Source organism: Porphyromonas uenonis 60-3 (assembly GCF_000174775.1).
In the GTDB taxonomy this organism is placed as follows: domain Bacteria; phylum Bacteroidota; class Bacteroidia; order Bacteroidales; family Porphyromonadaceae; genus Porphyromonas; species Porphyromonas uenonis_A.
Window position 1 is genome coordinate 114,139 of record NZ_ACLR01000182.1, and the last position, 15,802, is coordinate 129,940.

The 15,802-nt window shown below is 53.6% G+C and carries 16 protein-coding genes and 1 pseudogene; 3 read left to right on the forward strand and 14 right to left on the reverse strand.

Annotated features, from left to right (window positions below; translation table 11 throughout):
• The 14 genes and pseudogenes from PORUE0001_RS07350 to PORUE0001_RS07415 form a co-directional block, all read right to left on the reverse strand.
• On the reverse strand, window positions 1–570 hold the full coding sequence (locus PORUE0001_RS07350) for a LemA family protein (RefSeq protein ID WP_039865776.1): 570 nt from the start codon (window positions 568–570) through the stop codon (window positions 1–3).
• Between the two features lie 15 nt (window positions 571–585).
• On the reverse strand, window positions 586–1,317 hold the full coding sequence (locus PORUE0001_RS07355) for a toxin-antitoxin system YwqK family antitoxin (protein WP_007365827.1): 732 nt from the start codon (window positions 1,315–1,317) through the stop codon (window positions 586–588).
• Window positions 1,318–1,568: 251 nt separating this feature from the next.
• Window positions 1,569–1,871, reverse strand: coding sequence for a helix-turn-helix domain-containing protein (locus PORUE0001_RS07360; RefSeq protein ID WP_007365793.1), 303 nt, complete (start codon window positions 1,869–1,871; stop codon window positions 1,569–1,571).
• Window positions 1,872–2,577: 706 nt separating this feature from the next.
• Window positions 2,578–3,003 carry a DUF695 domain-containing protein gene (locus PORUE0001_RS07365; RefSeq protein ID WP_007365760.1) on the reverse strand — a complete coding sequence of 142 codons (426 nt, stop codon included), beginning with the start codon at window positions 3,001–3,003 and terminating at the stop codon, window positions 2,578–2,580.
• 6 nt (window positions 3,004–3,009) lie between these two features.
• Window positions 3,010–3,648 (reverse strand): AAA family ATPase, encoded by a 639-nt coding sequence (locus tag PORUE0001_RS07370; RefSeq protein ID WP_007365808.1) that lies wholly within the window; start codon window positions 3,646–3,648, stop codon window positions 3,010–3,012.
• 46 nt (window positions 3,649–3,694) lie between these two features.
• Window positions 3,695–4,174, reverse strand: coding sequence for a cytidine deaminase (gene cdd / locus PORUE0001_RS07375; protein ID WP_007365747.1), 480 nt, complete (start codon window positions 4,172–4,174; stop codon window positions 3,695–3,697).
• Window positions 4,175–4,269: 95 nt separating this feature from the next.
• Window positions 4,270–5,161 (reverse strand): annotated as a pseudogene (gene fabD / locus PORUE0001_RS07380) (ACP S-malonyltransferase).
• Between the two features lie 18 nt (window positions 5,162–5,179).
• On the reverse strand, window positions 5,180–6,634 hold the full coding sequence (locus tag PORUE0001_RS07385) for an aminoacyl-histidine dipeptidase (protein ID WP_039865777.1): 1,455 nt from the start codon (window positions 6,632–6,634) through the stop codon (window positions 5,180–5,182).
• A gap of 180 nt (window positions 6,635–6,814) precedes the next feature.
• Window positions 6,815–7,771, reverse strand: a complete 957-nt coding sequence (locus PORUE0001_RS07390; RefSeq protein WP_007365749.1) for a bile acid:sodium symporter family protein — start codon at window positions 7,769–7,771, stop codon at window positions 6,815–6,817.
• Complete coding sequence (gene queG, locus PORUE0001_RS07395; protein WP_039865778.1) at window positions 7,768–8,724, reverse strand: tRNA epoxyqueuosine(34) reductase QueG; 957 nt, start codon at window positions 8,722–8,724, stop codon at window positions 7,768–7,770. Before queG ends, PORUE0001_RS07390 begins: the two co-directional genes overlap by 4 nt.
• Window positions 8,721–9,860: a TIGR04133 family radical SAM/SPASM protein gene (locus PORUE0001_RS07400; RefSeq protein WP_007365854.1), complete on the reverse strand. Its 1,140-nt coding sequence runs from the start codon at window positions 9,858–9,860 to the stop codon at window positions 8,721–8,723. The genes queG and PORUE0001_RS07400 overlap by 4 nt, the downstream gene beginning before the upstream one ends.
• A gap of 23 nt (window positions 9,861–9,883) precedes the next feature.
• Entirely contained in the window at window positions 9,884–10,141 is a 258-nt protein-coding gene (locus PORUE0001_RS07405) for a hypothetical protein (RefSeq protein ID WP_039865779.1), read from the reverse strand.
• A 43-nt stretch (window positions 10,142–10,184) separates the two neighbouring features.
• Window positions 10,185–10,634 carry a radical SAM-associated putative lipoprotein gene (locus tag PORUE0001_RS07410; protein ID WP_007365782.1) on the reverse strand — a complete coding sequence of 150 codons (450 nt, stop codon included), beginning with the start codon at window positions 10,632–10,634 and terminating at the stop codon, window positions 10,185–10,187.
• Between the two features lie 70 nt (window positions 10,635–10,704).
• Window positions 10,705–11,163 (reverse strand): radical SAM-associated putative lipoprotein, encoded by a 459-nt coding sequence (locus tag PORUE0001_RS07415; RefSeq protein ID WP_007365805.1) that lies wholly within the window; start codon window positions 11,161–11,163, stop codon window positions 10,705–10,707.
• A gap of 534 nt (window positions 11,164–11,697) precedes the next feature.
• Here PORUE0001_RS07415 and PORUE0001_RS07425 point away from each other — a divergent pair.
• From PORUE0001_RS07425 to PORUE0001_RS07435, 3 genes are read left to right on the forward strand one after another with little or no spacing between them, the layout of a single operon-like run.
• Window positions 11,698–13,173, forward strand: a complete 1,476-nt coding sequence (locus tag PORUE0001_RS07425; protein WP_007365779.1) for a PepSY domain-containing protein — start codon at window positions 11,698–11,700, stop codon at window positions 13,171–13,173.
• A gap of 35 nt (window positions 13,174–13,208) precedes the next feature.
• Window positions 13,209–14,612 carry a precorrin-3B C(17)-methyltransferase gene (cobJ, locus tag PORUE0001_RS07430; RefSeq protein ID WP_007365845.1) on the forward strand — a complete coding sequence of 468 codons (1,404 nt, stop codon included), beginning with the start codon at window positions 13,209–13,211 and terminating at the stop codon, window positions 14,610–14,612.
• Window positions 14,609–15,802 (forward strand): bifunctional cobalt-precorrin-7 (C(5))-methyltransferase/cobalt-precorrin-6B (C(15))-methyltransferase, encoded by a 1,194-nt coding sequence (locus tag PORUE0001_RS07435; RefSeq protein WP_007365737.1) that lies wholly within the window; start codon window positions 14,609–14,611, stop codon window positions 15,800–15,802. Before cobJ ends, PORUE0001_RS07435 begins: the two co-directional genes overlap by 4 nt.

The following is a 15,802-nucleotide window of genomic DNA, read 5'->3' on the forward strand; positions in this document are numbered from 1 at the left end:
TTATCCGAAAATCTCCTTGATATGAATGTCGCCCAACTCACTTTCAGGAATTCGTATCAATGCTTCTTTCCCAAGATGTTTTCTTGAAGCGATGTATGAAGACGGGAACATTTCTACGGCATTGTTGTAATCCGTTACGGTTGCGTTATAAGTTCGGCGTATAGCCTGCAATTCGTTCTCCATATCCGTTATCTGATATTGGAGATAGACAAACTGCTCATTGGCTTTGAGATCCGGATTACTCTCAACAACGGCCTTAACTTGTTTGAGAAGAGTGGAGATTTCTGTCCCGTCCTTGATTTGTTCTGCTTCGGGGGCTCCGTCTGCTCGAGACCTTAGTTCGGCTATGCGGGTAAGGATTTCATTTTCGTGTCCCATATACGCTTTAAGAGATGCCACCAAATTGGGTATAAGGTCATTTCTCTGCTTGAGTGCCACACAAATGCCACTCCGGCATTGTTCCACCCTGTTTTTCTTGGCAATGAGATTATTAGAGGTGATTATACCCCAAATCAGTATAAGCACAGCTATTGCGATCAGGACACTCCCGGCAATTATTGATGCAGTCATACAAATTCGCTTGTCTCAATGATTATTTCTTAGTACTCTTGTCGTCTTCATAGTGGCGTCGTACTCTTTCCATACCCCCGAACGTTCTCCATCGGCATACTGTCCCTCTACAACCAAAATCGGATTTCCGTTGCGCAAAACTTCTTCTTTGTACGCCCCATGTAGCACGCCCATGCGATAAGTTCGTGTGACTTTGCTTTCAACGCCATCTCCCTGTTTCGTGAGTTTCCACTCGACCCCGTCTTTCTTCCCATTCACCCAACGGGTCTCAAGTATTTGAGCACCGTTTTGGCTGTCATACCGCTTCTCAAAGCCGTTTTCCACACTTTCCTGGTATTCTTTCTCCAAATCCAAACGACCGTCTTTGAAATAGGTTTTTACACAGCCATCGATTTTACCCTTCTTCATAGGGGTAATCTTGCTGACAGTTTTGCCGTCTTGGTAGTACTCCGTGAATACCCCATTTCTTTTCCCCTGGTCATACGCCCCCGTTTCTCTCAGTACACCATCCCGATAGCGGTGGTACTTGCCATCCATCAGTCCGTTAGAAAAGGAAATAGTCTCTTCGTCAAGCCCCCGCTTGATACGCCACTCTCCCTGCAAGGGTTTTCGGCTGTCCTTTTCGAAATAAACTGTCGTATTGTTTTCGCCCGATAGGGGTAAGAGTTCATCGCTTAGAATCACCTTTTGAGCCGATACCGAAAGGCTCAGCAACAGCGAGAAGAAAAAGAGAATATATCGATTCATATTATAATAGAATGCCCAATTATTTAATTGGTTACTTTTGCTTCATTGCCTGTTTAATAAACGTGAAACTATGTGCTTCGCTTCCTTTGTCCTTTGTTGCTTTAAGTTTCTCTGCTCTCGAGCATATAAGAAAATATCCTGCCTCTTTTATCAAGAGGCAAGAGCATACACAGATGCTCAATGGCAAAGATAGAGTTTTTTGCGATACTCTGACCAAAACAATGGATAAAAACAAAGGAAGACCTACATCATTACCGATGAAGGTTTCTGTTGACATAGTTCTCACTCAGTATTCTGTTTATGTCTGAGAGCCGATAGAGGATTTTCCCTGCGATTTGGGTGTAAGGGATAATGCCCTTATCCCGATAGTCTTGCAGGGTGCGAGGGGAAAGGAATAGTCTCTCGCAGACCTCCCTTCCTGTGAGGTAGATTTCACCTTCAAAAAGAGGACGATGAGTTTGAGCGATATTTCTCACTCGATTCGTCAAACCTTTAATGCCAGAGATGAGTTGTTTCATCTCTGGTGTTTCTTTATTGATAGTTTCGTACTCCATAGTCGTTAACCTTTACGAGTGTTAGAGTTAGCGAGGAGAGCTTCCACATCCTCTCGCTTGTAATAATTGCTGTCCGATAAAAGTTTTTCAGCGGAAGAAGAGTCTTTTATTTCATCGGACAGCCGATTTACTCATTGAAGGACATTGTTTGTAAAACGGTACTCTTGAAAAATCAGTAATATTTGGAGTTCAAGAAGGCGTTTTGCTCAGGGCTGACGCATTATATTTTGCTCTTTTTTGATGACCTTCGAGGACTATAGGGCTAAATCCTCGCTACAAAGCGGTGTAGAGTCACTCTGTCGCTACTCTTACATCTCCGCTGATTTCAATTTCTACCGAAGAAATCGCAAATCTCCATGGAGCAAACGAAAATTCCTCACGGAACCGGGAAATAAAAGTTCGGAAGAATGAAATGAAACTTCGGAAGAAAGATTTCGAAGTTCCGAAGAATTTTTCCGTTCCTCACTGGATATTCAAAAAGCTCTACCGAGGAATCGTGCGATTTCCTTGATAGTGCCGTGGAGGACCTCACTTCGAAGAGTGCGCCAACCCAGAGTGCAGACGTACTAGTAGATACGAGTTCCAAAAATAGTTCCCCTAGAACCTTTCGGTTCCAAGGGAGGAACTTTTCAGTTCCAGCGGAGGAACGTTTCAGTTCCAGCGGAGGAACCGTTTATCGGATGACGATGATGGGTGGTTTGTTAGACTACGGCTGTAGCTTGTCTAGTAGCTCCTGGTAGTAGCTCCAGTCGGGGTCTTGGACTACCTCAAATTGTAGTGGCAAGAGGGGCAGCTCCGCCAGCACCTCCTCGAGACGATCGAAGAAGGGGTCGTACGTACGGCTTACATAGAGCCACACTTTGCGTACTGGCTCTAGGATAGAGGCTGCGAGGATCGCCATCTTGTCCCGCTCCATAGCTGTCTGGAGCAGTTCGTCCACCGCCTCTATCTGCGCACTGTCCGTATCCGAGGGCTCTATGCCTTCGCCGTCAAAGGGATAAGCGATCTCGATCACAAAGCGGTACTTGCCCGTAGTGCGAAACTCCTCCAGCTCATCACGCACATGCAGATGAGCCGTTTGGCCAGCTTCGCTCTCGGCCAAGCCGTTGAACCAATTGTCCGTCAGTCGCATAGTGGGTTACTTTTTGCCAATGGTTACACCACCGCAGGGAAGCTGGTAAGCGTGCGCGATGATGTCGGTACAACAGGGCGCACCAAAGGCTCCCGTATTGAGGCAGAGGTGGTAGTTGGTCGACTCGCCCCACTCCCTATTGGTCAGCTGCTTATAGTTCTTGCGGCGGGCTCGGTCGGACTGCTCAATGCGCTTGCGCGCTTCGTCTTCAGTCGCCTCATCACCTCGCTGTAGGAGGGTCTTGACACGCGCCTCGACATTGGCATAGAGGAATACGTTGAGCACGTCGTCTCGGTCTCGTAGGATGTAGTCGGCACTGCGCCCGATGATGACGCAAGGGTGCTCCTCGGCTATCTTGAGGATGAAGTCGTTGAGATAGCGGGTCACCGAGGGTGTCTCGACGAGCCCCGTCATGGGTACGGAGAAGAGTGCTCCGTGCGACATCGGCATGAAGTCCAGTCCCGACGTCGAGGCGTACTCGCTCTGCTCCTCGACATAGTCGGCTGCGTAGCCACTCTCCTCGGCGATCATGCGGATGAGCTCCTTGTCGTAATAGGTCAAGCCGAGCTGCTCCGAGAGCTGACGCCCTATGGTGCGAGCGCCACAGCCATACTGTCTACTGATCGTAATGATGCGATAAGCCATATACTAATGGGAAATAGGTCTCTACAAATGGTGGGTGAGCCCAGCGCTACGAAGGAATATCTGAACCGTCAAAGGCAAAGGGCAGGAGGAGTCGACAGTCGCTGATAACGATAGCTTCGTCAGACCCGCAGAGGATGACTTCAAAGGGTTTGCCCTGTCGCTTTGCCGTCTCCATCATCACCTGTCGGCATACGCCACAAGGGGAGATTGCCTCAACACGCTTGCCCTCCGTCTCGGCGACGATCATGAGCCGCTCCACGACAGCTCCTGGGTGGTGCGCCCCAATGGCGTAGAGGGCCGTTCGCTCGGCACAGAGTGTGGGCGAGAAGGAGGCGTTCTCCTGATTGCACCCCAGCACGATCTCGCCGTCCTCTAGCAGTGCCGCAGCTCCTACGTGAAAGTGACTATACGGGGCATACGACCGGCGGGTAGCCTCTACGGCAGCCTCCTCGAGACGTCCGTAAACCTCAGGCCACTCCGAGCGGGGTAGCCGCGTGTAGGGGATTAGTAACTCCTTATCGCTCATAATACTATCTACTTAGATGTCTGAATAAACTAGAGGACAAGCTCAACTAGATGACTAGCCGAACTTGTCCTCTCCTTAGTTCTTGCAAAGATTCATTAGATCGTTGCCAAGCTCTCACAGGTCACACCGCTGGCGATACGACCGATAAGACCTGCTAAGACTTTGCCTGGTCCTAGCTCTACGAAGTGTGTAGCGCCATCGGCGACCATCGCCTCGACACTCTTCGTCCAGCGTACGGGAGCCGTGAGCTGAGCGATCAGATTGGCTTTGATCTCCTCCACATCGGTGTGAGGACGAGCATCTACATTCTGATAGATCGGGCAGATAGGTGTGGCAAAGGTCGTCGCCTCAATAGCACGCTGCAGACGCTCCTTGGCGGGCTGCATGAGCGGTGAGTGAAAGGCTCCGCCCACCTTGAGTGGTAGCGCACGCTTAGCCCCCGCAGCCTTGAGCTGCTCGCAAGCCTCAGCGATACCCTCCATAGTGCCAGAGATGACTACCTGACCCGAGCAGTTATAATTCGCAGGAACCACCACCTGATCAGAGATGCCACGGCAGATCTCCTCAATCTTTTCGTCAGGCAGTCCGATGATCGCAGCCATCGTCGAGGGGTGTGCCTCGCAAGCTGCCTGCATAGCCAGCGCACGCTCCGAGACAAGTCGCAGTGCATCGGCAAAAGGCAAGGCGCGACTCGCAACCAGTGCCGAAAACTCGCCCAGCGAGTGACCCGCAACCATATCTGGTGCAAAGGCGTCTCCGAGCGCCACCGTCATAGCCACAGAGTGGAGGAAGACAGCGGGCTGCGTTACCTTCGTCTGCTTGAGGTCTTCTTCAGTACCCTCAAACATGGTCTTGGTTAGGTCAAAGCCTAGCACTTCGTTTGCCTCGGCAAAGAGCTTGCGTACGGCTTCGCTCTTCGTATAGATCTCTTGACCCATACCCGACGAACTGAGCGCCTTGACCTGGGAATACAAAAGCTTTTTTCATATGTTCTTATCGATTAGATTAGTCCAAAGCACGGACGAGCATGCGATAGCTGCGCTCCACAGAGGGGCTGCTCACACGCTCATCGGGTGAGTGTGGGTGCTGGATCTCAGGACCGAAGGAGATCATATCCATATCGGGCATGACACCCTGTATGATCCCGCACTCGAGACCTGCGTGCATTACCTTGACAGCGGGCTCCTTGCCGTAGATCTCCTTGGCGGCTTGACACATTACTTGCATAATGTGAGACTCGGCATTGGGCTGCCAACCTGTATAGGACGCGTCAAACTCAACGCGAGCGTCCATCAGTAGGAAGCAACTCTCGATGCTAGAGGCGACCCACATCTTGCGTGAGTCACTCGAGGAGCGAACGAGGAAGCGGACGGAGATATGTCCTTCGCCAGCCTGTACCTGAGCTAGATTTGACGAAGCCTCTACTGTGTCGGGGAACTCAGAGAGCATTGAGATGACACCATTCTGACAAGCATTCAGCGCATGGATCAGCGCGTCCTGTATTTCGTCGGGCAGGATCGTCTTAGGACGGTCACAGCGCTCTAGAGAGACGGTGATGTGATTCTCGATTCCTGCGAACTCCTTGTTGAATAGTTCCTCGTAGTCGGATACTAGCTCCCAAAGCGCCTCAGTGTCGTCCTCCTTGATAGAGAGCAGAGCGACTGCCTCACGAGGTATCGCATTGCGCATGTTACCGCCATCGATCTCAGCGACTAGAGCACCACACTGCGAGACAGCCTCCTTGAGGAGACGCGCCATGAGCTTGTTGGCATTGGCACGACCGAGGTGTATGTCCACACCGCTGTGTCCGCCCTTGAGTCCCTTGATCGTAAGGCGCACGCCTATCTCGTCTGCGTCAGGCTCGTGGTTGTCTTGGTACTCTAGAGAGACGTTGACATCGACACCACCAGCACAACCGACGAAGAGGTCGCCCTCCACCTCGGAGTCTATATTAAGGAGTATGTCGCCCTTGCTAAAGCCTGGCTTAAGTCCGTTGGCACCGTCCATACCGACCTCCTCATCAATGGTAAAGAGCGCCTCGAGGGGACCATGCTTGAGCGTATCATCAGCGAGGATCGCTAGAGAGAAGGCAACGCCCATCCCGTTGTCCGCACCGAGTGTCGTGCCATCGGCCGTGATCCAGTCGCCCTCTTGCATCGTTTGGATAGGGTCGGTCTCGAAGTTGTGCACCTTGTCAGAGTTCTTCTGCGGCACCATGTCTAGGTGTCCCTGCAGGGTAGCTACGGGACGATCCACTAGTCCTGGTGTGGCTGGCTTACGGATCAATACGTTGCCCACCTCATCTACATGGGTCTCTAGTCCTAGTCGCTTGCCCTCGGCAACGACATACTCCCGCACAGCCTGACAGTGTCCTGTGGGGCGGGGTATCTGTGTGAGATCATAGAAATAGCCCCATAGTGTGGAGGGGGCGAGCTTTTGGTAGTCAGCTTTGTTCATCATAGCTTATTCTCTTTATTGTTTGATGCGTCTTCCAGTGGAGAGGCACGTTTTGTTGTGTCGCAACGTGGTACACGGCACCTTTGTTACTCTGAGGACAAAGGTAACAAAATAAGCGATACCGACAGGCTACGGACTGGTGCGCAAACAGGGCGGAGCGGTCCCGCTGACCGTTGCTCATCTTTACGATTGCTTTTTGCCCGAGCGCTTCGTCGCTTGGTGTATCTGGTAAGCGTTGAGAAGGTTTTGCCAGATAGAGTAGGCTGCCATAGCGACGGAGGAGAGCGGGTTGAGGTAGCTCTGCGCCAGCCAGATGGCGATGGTCGAGTTCTTTTGTCCCAAGCTCTGCCCGAGCGTGATGCTCTCGCCGAGTATTCGCTTGCTGAGCCACTTGCCGAGGACAAACTGAACGATGCAGGCTATTAGCCCCATCACACCGAGGAGTATCATCGTCGGAATCATCTCTCGTGGCTCCTCAGCGATGAAGTATACCGTATTGGCCATGATGAGCGAGAGGCTAAGGAGCCAGACCCAGAAGCTGGCCGATGGGATCTTCGAGAGCACACGATAGGCGGGTTTAGCCCCATAGCGGACGGCCCAGGCGAGGAGCAGGGGCAGCGTGATGACTGGTAGCACACGGTAGAAGATTTGCACAAAAGTGGCTCCGTAGTCCATCGCACCACTGCCGAAGAAGCCCAGCAGGAGCGGCGCCAAGGCGATGACTCCCACACTGGTCAGCAGGACATAGGTGGTGCCGAGGGCGACATTGCCCCCGAGGAAGCCGATGACCACGGGCGATGCGGAGGCTGCAGGACAGAAGAAGCAGATCATCAGTCCCTCAGCGAGGAGCGTGCTCTCGGAGATGCCCGAGTAGCGCACCAGCAGGTAGCCCCCCACTGCTAGCATGATCTGTATGAACTGCAAGAGAAAGTGTACGGGGCGTATGCGCAGATCTCTAGGCGTAAGCTTGAGAAAGCTAAAGAAAAGCATCAGCATCAGCATGTAGGGTATGGCGGGGCTCAGCGTGGAGAGCGGGCGATAGCCTACGATGCCGATCAGTATGGAGAGGGGGAGACCGTAATCTTTCAGTCGGCGCATGAAGCGCCCTCGTAGGTCTGCTATATTATAGTGTCTAGTCATAGGGTAGTCGTGTGATTGGTTAAGACCGCCTCGGCATTGCGGAGGAAGTCTTCGTAGGCGCATCGTCGCATTGAGGAGCCTATCGTTAGTGTTTCGTAGAGTTCAGGGGTAAAGTTTGCCAGTTGCTCATAGGTCAGCTGGGCAATGGCGGGGCGGATCATAAAGTCTGGTTCGTCGTGCGGTGTACAGTGTGCATTGTGCGGACAAACAGTCTGACAAACGTCACAGCCGAAGAGTCTATTGCCTAGCCGCTCAGCGACGCCCTCCGTCCAAGCGCCCCGATGCTCGATCGTCAGGTAGCTCAGACAACGATCAGCTCGGAAGGTGCCGTCAGCCTGCAAAGCGCCTCCAGGACAATGGTCGATACATCTCCGACAGCGACCACAGTAGTTCCTATCTATCACCGTACCGTACTCCAGCGGTAGAGAGACGACCAGGAAGCCATAGATAAAGAATGTGCCCAGCTTAGGTATGATCATCATCTTCGAGCGACCCTGATAGGCAAGCCCGCTCTGCATGATCCAGTAGCGCTCCAGTAGCGGAGCCGTGTCGCAGCAGACACGCCCCGTGGCGCTCTGATCCACCTCTGACTGAATGAATGAAAGGAGACGCTCCAGCTTCTTGCGTACCACCTTGTGGTAGTCGCGTCCGTAGGCGTAGTAAGCTACTTGGGGAGCCTCTAGCGGTTGCTTGACTGGTGGGTAATAGCTCTGCGCCACGACAATGATTGACTGAGCATCGGGCAGCAACTTGCGAGGATCTGAGCGAACATCATCATAGCGCTGCAGGTAGTCTAGTCCAGCGTAAGCATCTCCTGTGATGGTCTGCTGATAAGCTTGCCAGACATCTGGCGGAACGGCTCCCGCAGCTGCTAAGCCTACAGCGCTCAAATGTAGCTCATCGTGTGCATAGCGAACGATAAGCTCCGTCGGTGATAGCGATCGTTGGGTCATCTTCCCCCAGAGGCATGCAGTGCCTCGGCACCCGCTTCAAGACGCTGGAGATGGCAGACGAGGAGTTTGCCTTCATCGTCTCGTAGGTGCATACCATTGCCCAAACAGTACTTCCAGCTTTTACAATCGGCACAGGGTCCTGTCTTAGCCCACGAGCGATCACGATAACTCTCGAAGCGCTCCTCCCACACCTGCCACAGATCGTCGTGATGTATGTTGCCCTGCTTGTGGTCAAAGCGAATACTCGGGCAGGCACTGATAGAGCCGTCGCACAGGATAGAGGCGATGTTTACGCCAGCACGGCATTGATAAAACTGTTTGCGCGTGCGCCCCTCGAAGGCTCCCAAGTAGCCCTCACACCCATACTGCGCCTCGATCTCTCCAGCCTCATTCGTCTCGATGATAAACTGCATCATCTGGTAGTACTGACTGTCGGAGAGCTGGAGCTGCTTATTCTCCGCAGCGCGTCCCACAGGGAAGATAGAGAAGAGTCTCCACCGCTTCACACCCGCATCAATCAGTTGCTGGCGAAAGGCGGGGAGCGAGTCAAAGTTCATCGGATTGACACAAGTCACCACGTCCCAGACCAAGTCCTCAGCCTGCGTGAGTAGTTGGATAGCTCGCCAAGCTCGTTCGTAGCTAAGTGGATGCCCTCGCAAAGCGTTGTGCGCCTCGGCAAAGCCATCTAGGCTCACCGTCGCTGTGTGTAGTCCAGCACGGCGCAAACTCTCTAGACGCTTCTCGTCAAGGAGCATCCCATTGGTCACGATGCCCCACGGGTAGCCACGACGGTAGAGGGCTAGCCCCGCCTCCTCAATGTCTTGCCGCACGAGCGCCTCGCCACCCGTGAAGATGACCAGTAGCTTGTTCGGATCGACGTGAGGCGTCAGCCCGTCAATAATATGGATAAAGTCAGCGACCGACAGCTCATCGACCCCGCTCTCCACACGGCAGTCGCTGCCGCAGTGCCCGCAGTGCAGATTGCAGCGCAGCGTACACTCCCAGAAGAGTGTCGTCATCGGGTGCCGACGCACATTGTCCGCCTGCAGGACACGATGCAGGTCAAGAGCTATCCGCTGCTTGAATGCTGGACGCAAGAGCGTCTGCCCGACGGACTTATGCTTGCTCAGTTTCATCAGATGAGACCACGATCTCTAGTTCACTCTGGCTTCTCCGGCTCTACGATCTGCTTCGGCTCAAACATCGTCGTAGGCGTGCCATACATCACCATGCCCATACCGTCTGGTCTAGGTTTAGGCTTGGCGAGCGTCGTCGTGTCGGGTTGCTCCGACTTGCCACCCTCGCTTGTCCTCTGCGTAGTGCGTGTCTTACAGCTGGAGAAACCCAAGCAACCGATCAGCGCAAGCAATGTGCCAGCAATTAGATTAGAAATGATATTTGAGAGTTTTCTCTTCATACACTATATATAAATAGGAGTGAGGATAGAGACGTTACAGAGGTTACTTGCGCTCCACTTGGATCTCTATGTCCTTTTTTACCTTGCCGTTGTTCCAGTTTCCAGAGCCTTTGCTGACGAAGTCGCTCTCCTTGATATCTACGATCACTTGCTTGTCTGCGACGACGCCATTCTTCTCGCCATCGATGTCCTTCACCTCTAGGGCTACCCCATGATCCCCGCGGAATCCCGTGTAGCTACCCTCTAGCTCCACATTGCCCTGAGCATCGGTGAGCTTCTTTTTGTCTCCACGACCATTGGGTAGGTTTACCTGAAGACCCTCGACAGGCTTAGCGTCTTGGTCGGTGACGCGCACCTTGAACTCGTAATCGACTGTAGGCGTGCCATACTCAGCCATTCCGATGCTATCGCAACTAGCGAATCCCAGCCAGCCGAGTAGGAGGGAGGCTCCAGCGGATAGGAGCGAGCGTACGGATAGATAAACTCTTTTCATAGTGTGGTCGCTTTGATACTACGACAAATGTAATACAATTGCGGAAGACGCGCAATAAACTTAGACTAGATTACTTGCGCTCCACTTGGATCTCTATAGCCTTCTTTACCTTGCCGTTGTTCCACTTCTTAGAGCCTTTGCTGACGAAGTCGCTCTCCTTGACCTCTACGGTCACCTGCTTGTCTGCAACGACGCCATTCTTCTCGCCATCAATGTCCTTCACCTCTAGGACCACCTGATGATCTCTGTGAAAGCCCGTGTAGCTCCCGTCTATCTCCGCATTGCCCTGAGCATCGGTGAGCTCCTTTTCGTCTCCATAGCTACTGGGTAGGTCTACCTGAAGACCCTCGACAGGCTTAGCGTCTTGGTCGGTGACGCGCACCTTAAACTCGTAATCGACTGTGGGCGTGCCATACTCGGCCATCCCGGCATCAGGAGTTTTCGAGCAACCAGAGAAGCCTAGCCAACCAAGTAGGAGAGCGGCTCCAGCGGATAGGAGCGAGCGTACGGATAGATAAACTCTTTTCATACTGTGAGGCATTATTGATACATTGGCAAATGTAGCACAAAAAAAGGAATCTGCCACAACTTCACTCGCCCCCAAAAGCGATCTCCACGGAGATAATCAGAAATCTCCACGGAGCAAACGAAAATTCTCCACGGAACCGGGAAATAAAAGTTCGGAAGAATGAAATGAAAGTTCGGAAGAAAGAAATCAAAGTTCCGAAGAATTTTTCGTTTGCTCCGTGGCAAATAAAAAAAAGCTCCGAGGAAATTCTCCATTTCCTCGAAGCTGTGATTCTAGACAGGTGTGGTGTTTGGATTAAAACACTAGATATTCGTTTGAGTATAAAAGGCTTAGCGCGTCATGTTAGGAGATCTGGATTACGCTTCGCCAGCCTTTGCTTATTTTTCCTTAGTTTGTGATTCTCTTTGCGAATAGTGGTATCTTTGCGGTCAAGAGGAGGTCGCTACGAGAGGAGAGGCGCTGATGTCTCGCACTCTTTGCCCCATCTGAGCGACCTCTCATGAAACATGATAATCCTATAACCAAATCACGGCTATGCGCTGGCTTCACAAAGTACTTGGCACCGTCTGTGCCCCGCTCTTCCTCTTATGGTTGATCTCGGGAGGAGTGATGATCTTTTGTTCCTTTCCCCGTCTCGGGGACAAGGACTTACCGCTACAGGACACCCTCGCGGCCTCGGCGGCTCTACCGTCGGAAGCTACGCTACAGGCGAAGCTACAGCCTGGCGAAGAGCTGACGGCACTTGCGCTCACCACGCATTGTGGCGAGCCAGTGTGGCGTGTGGAGACGAGCGAGGGGGGGTATCTGTGGCATGCGGACTCGCTCCTTACGACGGCTACGGCTTCGGTGCCAGAGGCTTGGTATGAGCAGTATGCGTCGCGCTTTAGCTCTGCGCCTATCGTGGCGGTTGATACGATACGACACATAGACACGTGGACGCCTTACCCGAGGGTCAAGAAGGATCTGCCCCTTTACCGATACCGCTTTGACGATCCTGAGGGAACTTACCTTTATCTCTCTAGTCAAACGGGTGATGCGGTACAGTTCTGCACTCGTTCGGAGCGTATTGGGGCATCGTGTGGTACGATTCCCCACATGTTTTACTACTGGTGGCTACGGCAAAACCGCACCGTCTGGCTTTGGGTCATCTCAATCTTCGCTTCGCTGGCTGTCATTGCTGCTTTTACGGGGCTTTACCTTGGGATACGTCTTTACCTCCGTATGTGGAGACGAACGAAGCGTTTGCGCAGTCCCTACAAGCGCCAGAAGACTTTGCACTGGCACCTCGTCGGTGGTGTGATCTTTGGTCTGTCGCTAACGCTTTTCGCCCTCAGCGGGGTGATGTCGCTCTACGATCTACCATCGTGGATCGTGCCTCAGCATGAGACTGAGACGAAGCGCAAGGAGGCGCAGCAGGTGGAGGCTCCACAGCTGGGTCGCTCGGACATGTATGACTACCGCTTGCTACTTGACCTAGGCGGTGTGCAGCAGATTACTTGGCGGAGCTATGGCGGGCACCCTTACTACGAGGTGCAGCGCCACGGACAACTGGAGAGCTGGGATGCGCTGGGTGAGGCTCCACAGCCGTTGCATCTGACAGAGGAGGATATCAAAGCTAAGCTCACGCCTGTGCTGGGAACTGCCGACATGCAGATCGAGCTAATGGATCACTACGACAACTACTATGCTAGCCTAAATGATAAGTATGAGTTGCCGATCTACCGCATCTCGGCACAGGACAAGGAGTCGAGTCGTCTCTACATCAGTCCGACGACTGGAGAGACGCGTTACTACAGTCTCAACGGACGGGTCAAGAAGTGGCTTTACCCCTTCTGTCACAACCTCCGCATCGGCTTCTTTGCGGAGCATCCGACGCTACGTATCATTTGCATGCTGGTGCTGGTATTGGGTGGTTTGGTTGTGTCGGTGAGTGGCGTAGTGCTCGGTTTTCGTTACCTTAGCAGAGTCATTCGTCGGGCGAAGTCTCGTCGCAGTAAAAATAAGCGGTGAGTGCAGTCCGTCCAACAATAACAAATAGAGATACTATGAAGAAGATCTATATCGCCGGCATTGGTCCCGGCAGTCCAGAAGATATAACGCCCGCCGTGCATCAAGCCCTTAGAGAGGCTGATGTGGTGGTGGGGTATGCTTACTACTTTCAATTTATCCAAGAGTACCTACACGAGGGCGCTGAGTGCATCGACACAGGTATGCGCCAAGAGCGTGAGCGAGCTAGGCTTGCTATCGAGCGAGCCGAGGCTGGGCAAACGGTTTGTGTCATTAGCTCTGGCGATGCGGGCATCTACGGGATGGCTCCGCTCCTCTATGAGATGTGCGATGAGCGGGGGAGTGATGTGGAGCTAGAGGTATTGCCTGGGATCTCCGCCTTTCAGAAAGCGGCTGCCCTCCTTGGGGCACCCATTGGTCATGATCTCTGCATCATCTCGCTGAGTGATCTGATGACTCCGTGGGCAATCATCGAGCGACGCGCCATCGCGGCTGCGGAGGCTGACTTCGTCACAGCGCTCTACAACCCCAAGAGCATCAAGCGGTACTGGCAGCTGGAGCGTGTGCGAGAGCTATTCCTCAAGCATCGGTCACCCGACACGCCCGTAGGACTGGTGCAACAAGCGGGGCGCCCCGACCAACGGGTCTGGACAACGACCCTGCGAGAGCTGGATACGCAAGAGGTGGATATGTTTACCGTCCTCATCATCGGCAATAGTCAGAGCTTCCTCTCAAAGGGTAAGATCGTTACGCCACGAGGCTACTATCGTGACAAAGGCAGTGACGAGGAGAAGGTCGGGCAACGCATCATGAGCGAGAGCTTTCGCACGATCCTTTCGCTACTCAAGCATCCTGAGAGCTATCCGCTCGACCACCTCTGGGCGATGCTCCACGCGGTCCATACGACGGCCGACTTTGAGATGGAGGAGCTACTCTATAGCGACCCCAATGCGGTCTCTCGCATTTACCAAGGTTATGTGGATGGCAAGATACGCACCATCGTGACCGACGTGACGATGGTCGCCTCGGGCATCCGCAAAGGAGCCTTGGCGCGCTACGGTATCGAGGTCCTCTGCTACCTGCACGACCCGCGTGTCGCTGAGATGGCAGAGCGACTGGACATAACCCGCACACAAGCTGGCATACGGCTCGCTGTCGAGGAGCACCCCGATGCGCTCTACGCTTTTGGCAACGCACCGACGGCTCTCATGGAGCTGGCGCACCTCATTCGCCAGGGCAAGGCTCACCCCGCTGGGATCATCGCAGCACCCGTCGGCTTCGTCCATGTATGCGAGTCAAAGCACATGGTCAAGCCTTTCCACGACATCCCTAAGCTCATCATTGAGGGGCGCAAAGGGGGCAGCAATCTAGCGGCAACGCTGGTCAACGCAACCCTTAGCTATGGCGATGCCGAGACGCTCAAGCCTGGCCGTGACCTATGAAAATCATCCTCATAGGGCTCAGTGACGATCGTGAGCAACGGTGGAATCCAGAGCTACTGGAGCGGCTCACTGGCGAGCGCACTTTCTCAGGAGGGGCTCGGCACCACGATATCGTCCGTGAGATCTTGCCGTCGGAGTATCACTGGATCGATATAACTCCGCCGATAGACGATGTGATCGAGCAGTACAAAGCGTACGACACGGTCGTTGTCTTCGCCTCGTGCGACCCCATCTTCAACGGTATCGGGCAACGCATCATGCAGCTCCTCCCCGAGGCGGAGATTGAGCTACACCCTTACTTCCACTCTCTCCAGCTGCTCGCCCATGCGGCTCTGCAACCGTATCAAGATATGCACGTTGTGTCGCTTACGGGGAGACCGTGGCAAGCCTTTGACGCTGCGCTAATCTCTGGCGAGCGAATGATCGGCATCCTGACCGATCGCAAGGAGCACACTCCTCAGCGTATCGCCCAGCGCATGCTCGACTACGGCTACGACAATTACCGAGCCATCGTTGGGGAGCATCTAGGCAATAGGGAGCGACAGCAGCTCTACCGTCTCTCTATTGCGGAAATGGCTGAGCGCACTTTCGCCTATCCCAACAACTTAATCCTCATTCAGACGAAGCCCTTGCCACGTTCCTTTGGTATCCCCGATGCGGACTTCATTCCGCTCAACGGACGTGAGCGTATGATCACCAAGCGGGCGATACGTCTTGAGACGCTCTCGCAGCTAGACCTACATCAGGCGCACGTCCTGTGGGACATCGGTTCCTGCACTGGCTCTGTCTCTATCGAAGCTCGCCTGCAGCAACCAAGCTTACAGGTGGTCGCCTTCGAGATACGTCCCGAGGGCGCTGAGCTTCTCGACGCCAATGCGCGTCGTCACCACACGCCAGGCATTACCTTCTGCGGGGGCGACTTCCTTCGTGCCGATCTTGATCCATTGCCTCAGCCTGACGCAGTCTTCATTGGCGGGCATGGCGGACATTTGCAGGAGATTGTCGAGGAGACGTGGCGTCGTCTCGCCCTAGGTGGGCGGATCGTCTTCAATTCCGTATCGAGCGAGAGCGAGGAAGCCTTCAGACGAGCCATCGCTACCGTCGGTGGTTCCATAGCCTCCACGACTCGTATGCAGATCGACGACTACAACCCGATAGCTGTCCTACAAGCTACCAAAAGCACACACTAG

What these genes read in the sequence shown, in the direction of transcription:
- PORUE0001_RS07350 (WP_039865776.1), bottom strand. Translation starts at nt 570, where the DNA reads ATGACTGCATCAATAATTGCCGGGAGTGTCCTGATCGCAATAGCTGTG.
- PORUE0001_RS07370 (WP_007365808.1), bottom strand. Translation starts at nt 3,648, where the DNA reads ATGGCTTATCGCATCATTACGATCAGTAGACAGTATGGCTGTGGCGCT.
- PORUE0001_RS07360 (WP_007365793.1), bottom strand. Translation starts at nt 1,871, where the DNA reads ATGGAGTACGAAACTATCAATAAAGAAACACCAGAGATGAAACAACTC.
- cdd (WP_007365747.1), bottom strand. Translation starts at nt 4,174, where the DNA reads ATGAGCGATAAGGAGTTACTAATCCCCTACACGCGGCTACCCCGCTCG.
- PORUE0001_RS07390 (WP_007365749.1), bottom strand. Translation starts at nt 7,771, where the DNA reads ATGACTAGACACTATAATATAGCAGACCTACGAGGGCGCTTCATGCGC.
- PORUE0001_RS07410 (WP_007365782.1), bottom strand. Translation starts at nt 10,634, where the DNA reads ATGAAAAGAGTTTATCTATCCGTACGCTCGCTCCTATCCGCTGGAGCC.
- cobJ (WP_007365845.1), top strand. Translation starts at nt 13,209, where the DNA reads ATGAAGAAGATCTATATCGCCGGCATTGGTCCCGGCAGTCCAGAAGAT.
- PORUE0001_RS07425 (WP_007365779.1), top strand. Translation starts at nt 11,698, where the DNA reads ATGCGCTGGCTTCACAAAGTACTTGGCACCGTCTGTGCCCCGCTCTTC.
- PORUE0001_RS07385 (WP_039865777.1), bottom strand. Translation starts at nt 6,634, where the DNA reads ATGATGAACAAAGCTGACTACCAAAAGCTCGCCCCCTCCACACTATGG.
- PORUE0001_RS07400 (WP_007365854.1), bottom strand. Translation starts at nt 9,860, where the DNA reads ATGAAACTGAGCAAGCATAAGTCCGTCGGGCAGACGCTCTTGCGTCCA.
- PORUE0001_RS07355 (WP_007365827.1), bottom strand. Translation starts at nt 1,317, where the DNA reads ATGAATCGATATATTCTCTTTTTCTTCTCGCTGTTGCTGAGCCTTTCG.
- queG (WP_039865778.1), bottom strand. Translation starts at nt 8,724, where the DNA reads ATGACCCAACGATCGCTATCACCGACGGAGCTTATCGTTCGCTATGCA.
- PORUE0001_RS07415 (WP_007365805.1), bottom strand. Translation starts at nt 11,163, where the DNA reads ATGAAAAGAGTTTATCTATCCGTACGCTCGCTCCTATCCGCTGGAGCC.
- PORUE0001_RS07435 (WP_007365737.1), top strand. Translation starts at nt 14,609, where the DNA reads ATGAAAATCATCCTCATAGGGCTCAGTGACGATCGTGAGCAACGGTGG.
- PORUE0001_RS07365 (WP_007365760.1), bottom strand. Translation starts at nt 3,003, where the DNA reads ATGCGACTGACGGACAATTGGTTCAACGGCTTGGCCGAGAGCGAAGCT.
- PORUE0001_RS07405 (WP_039865779.1), bottom strand. Translation starts at nt 10,141, where the DNA reads ATGAAGAGAAAACTCTCAAATATCATTTCTAATCTAATTGCTGGCACA.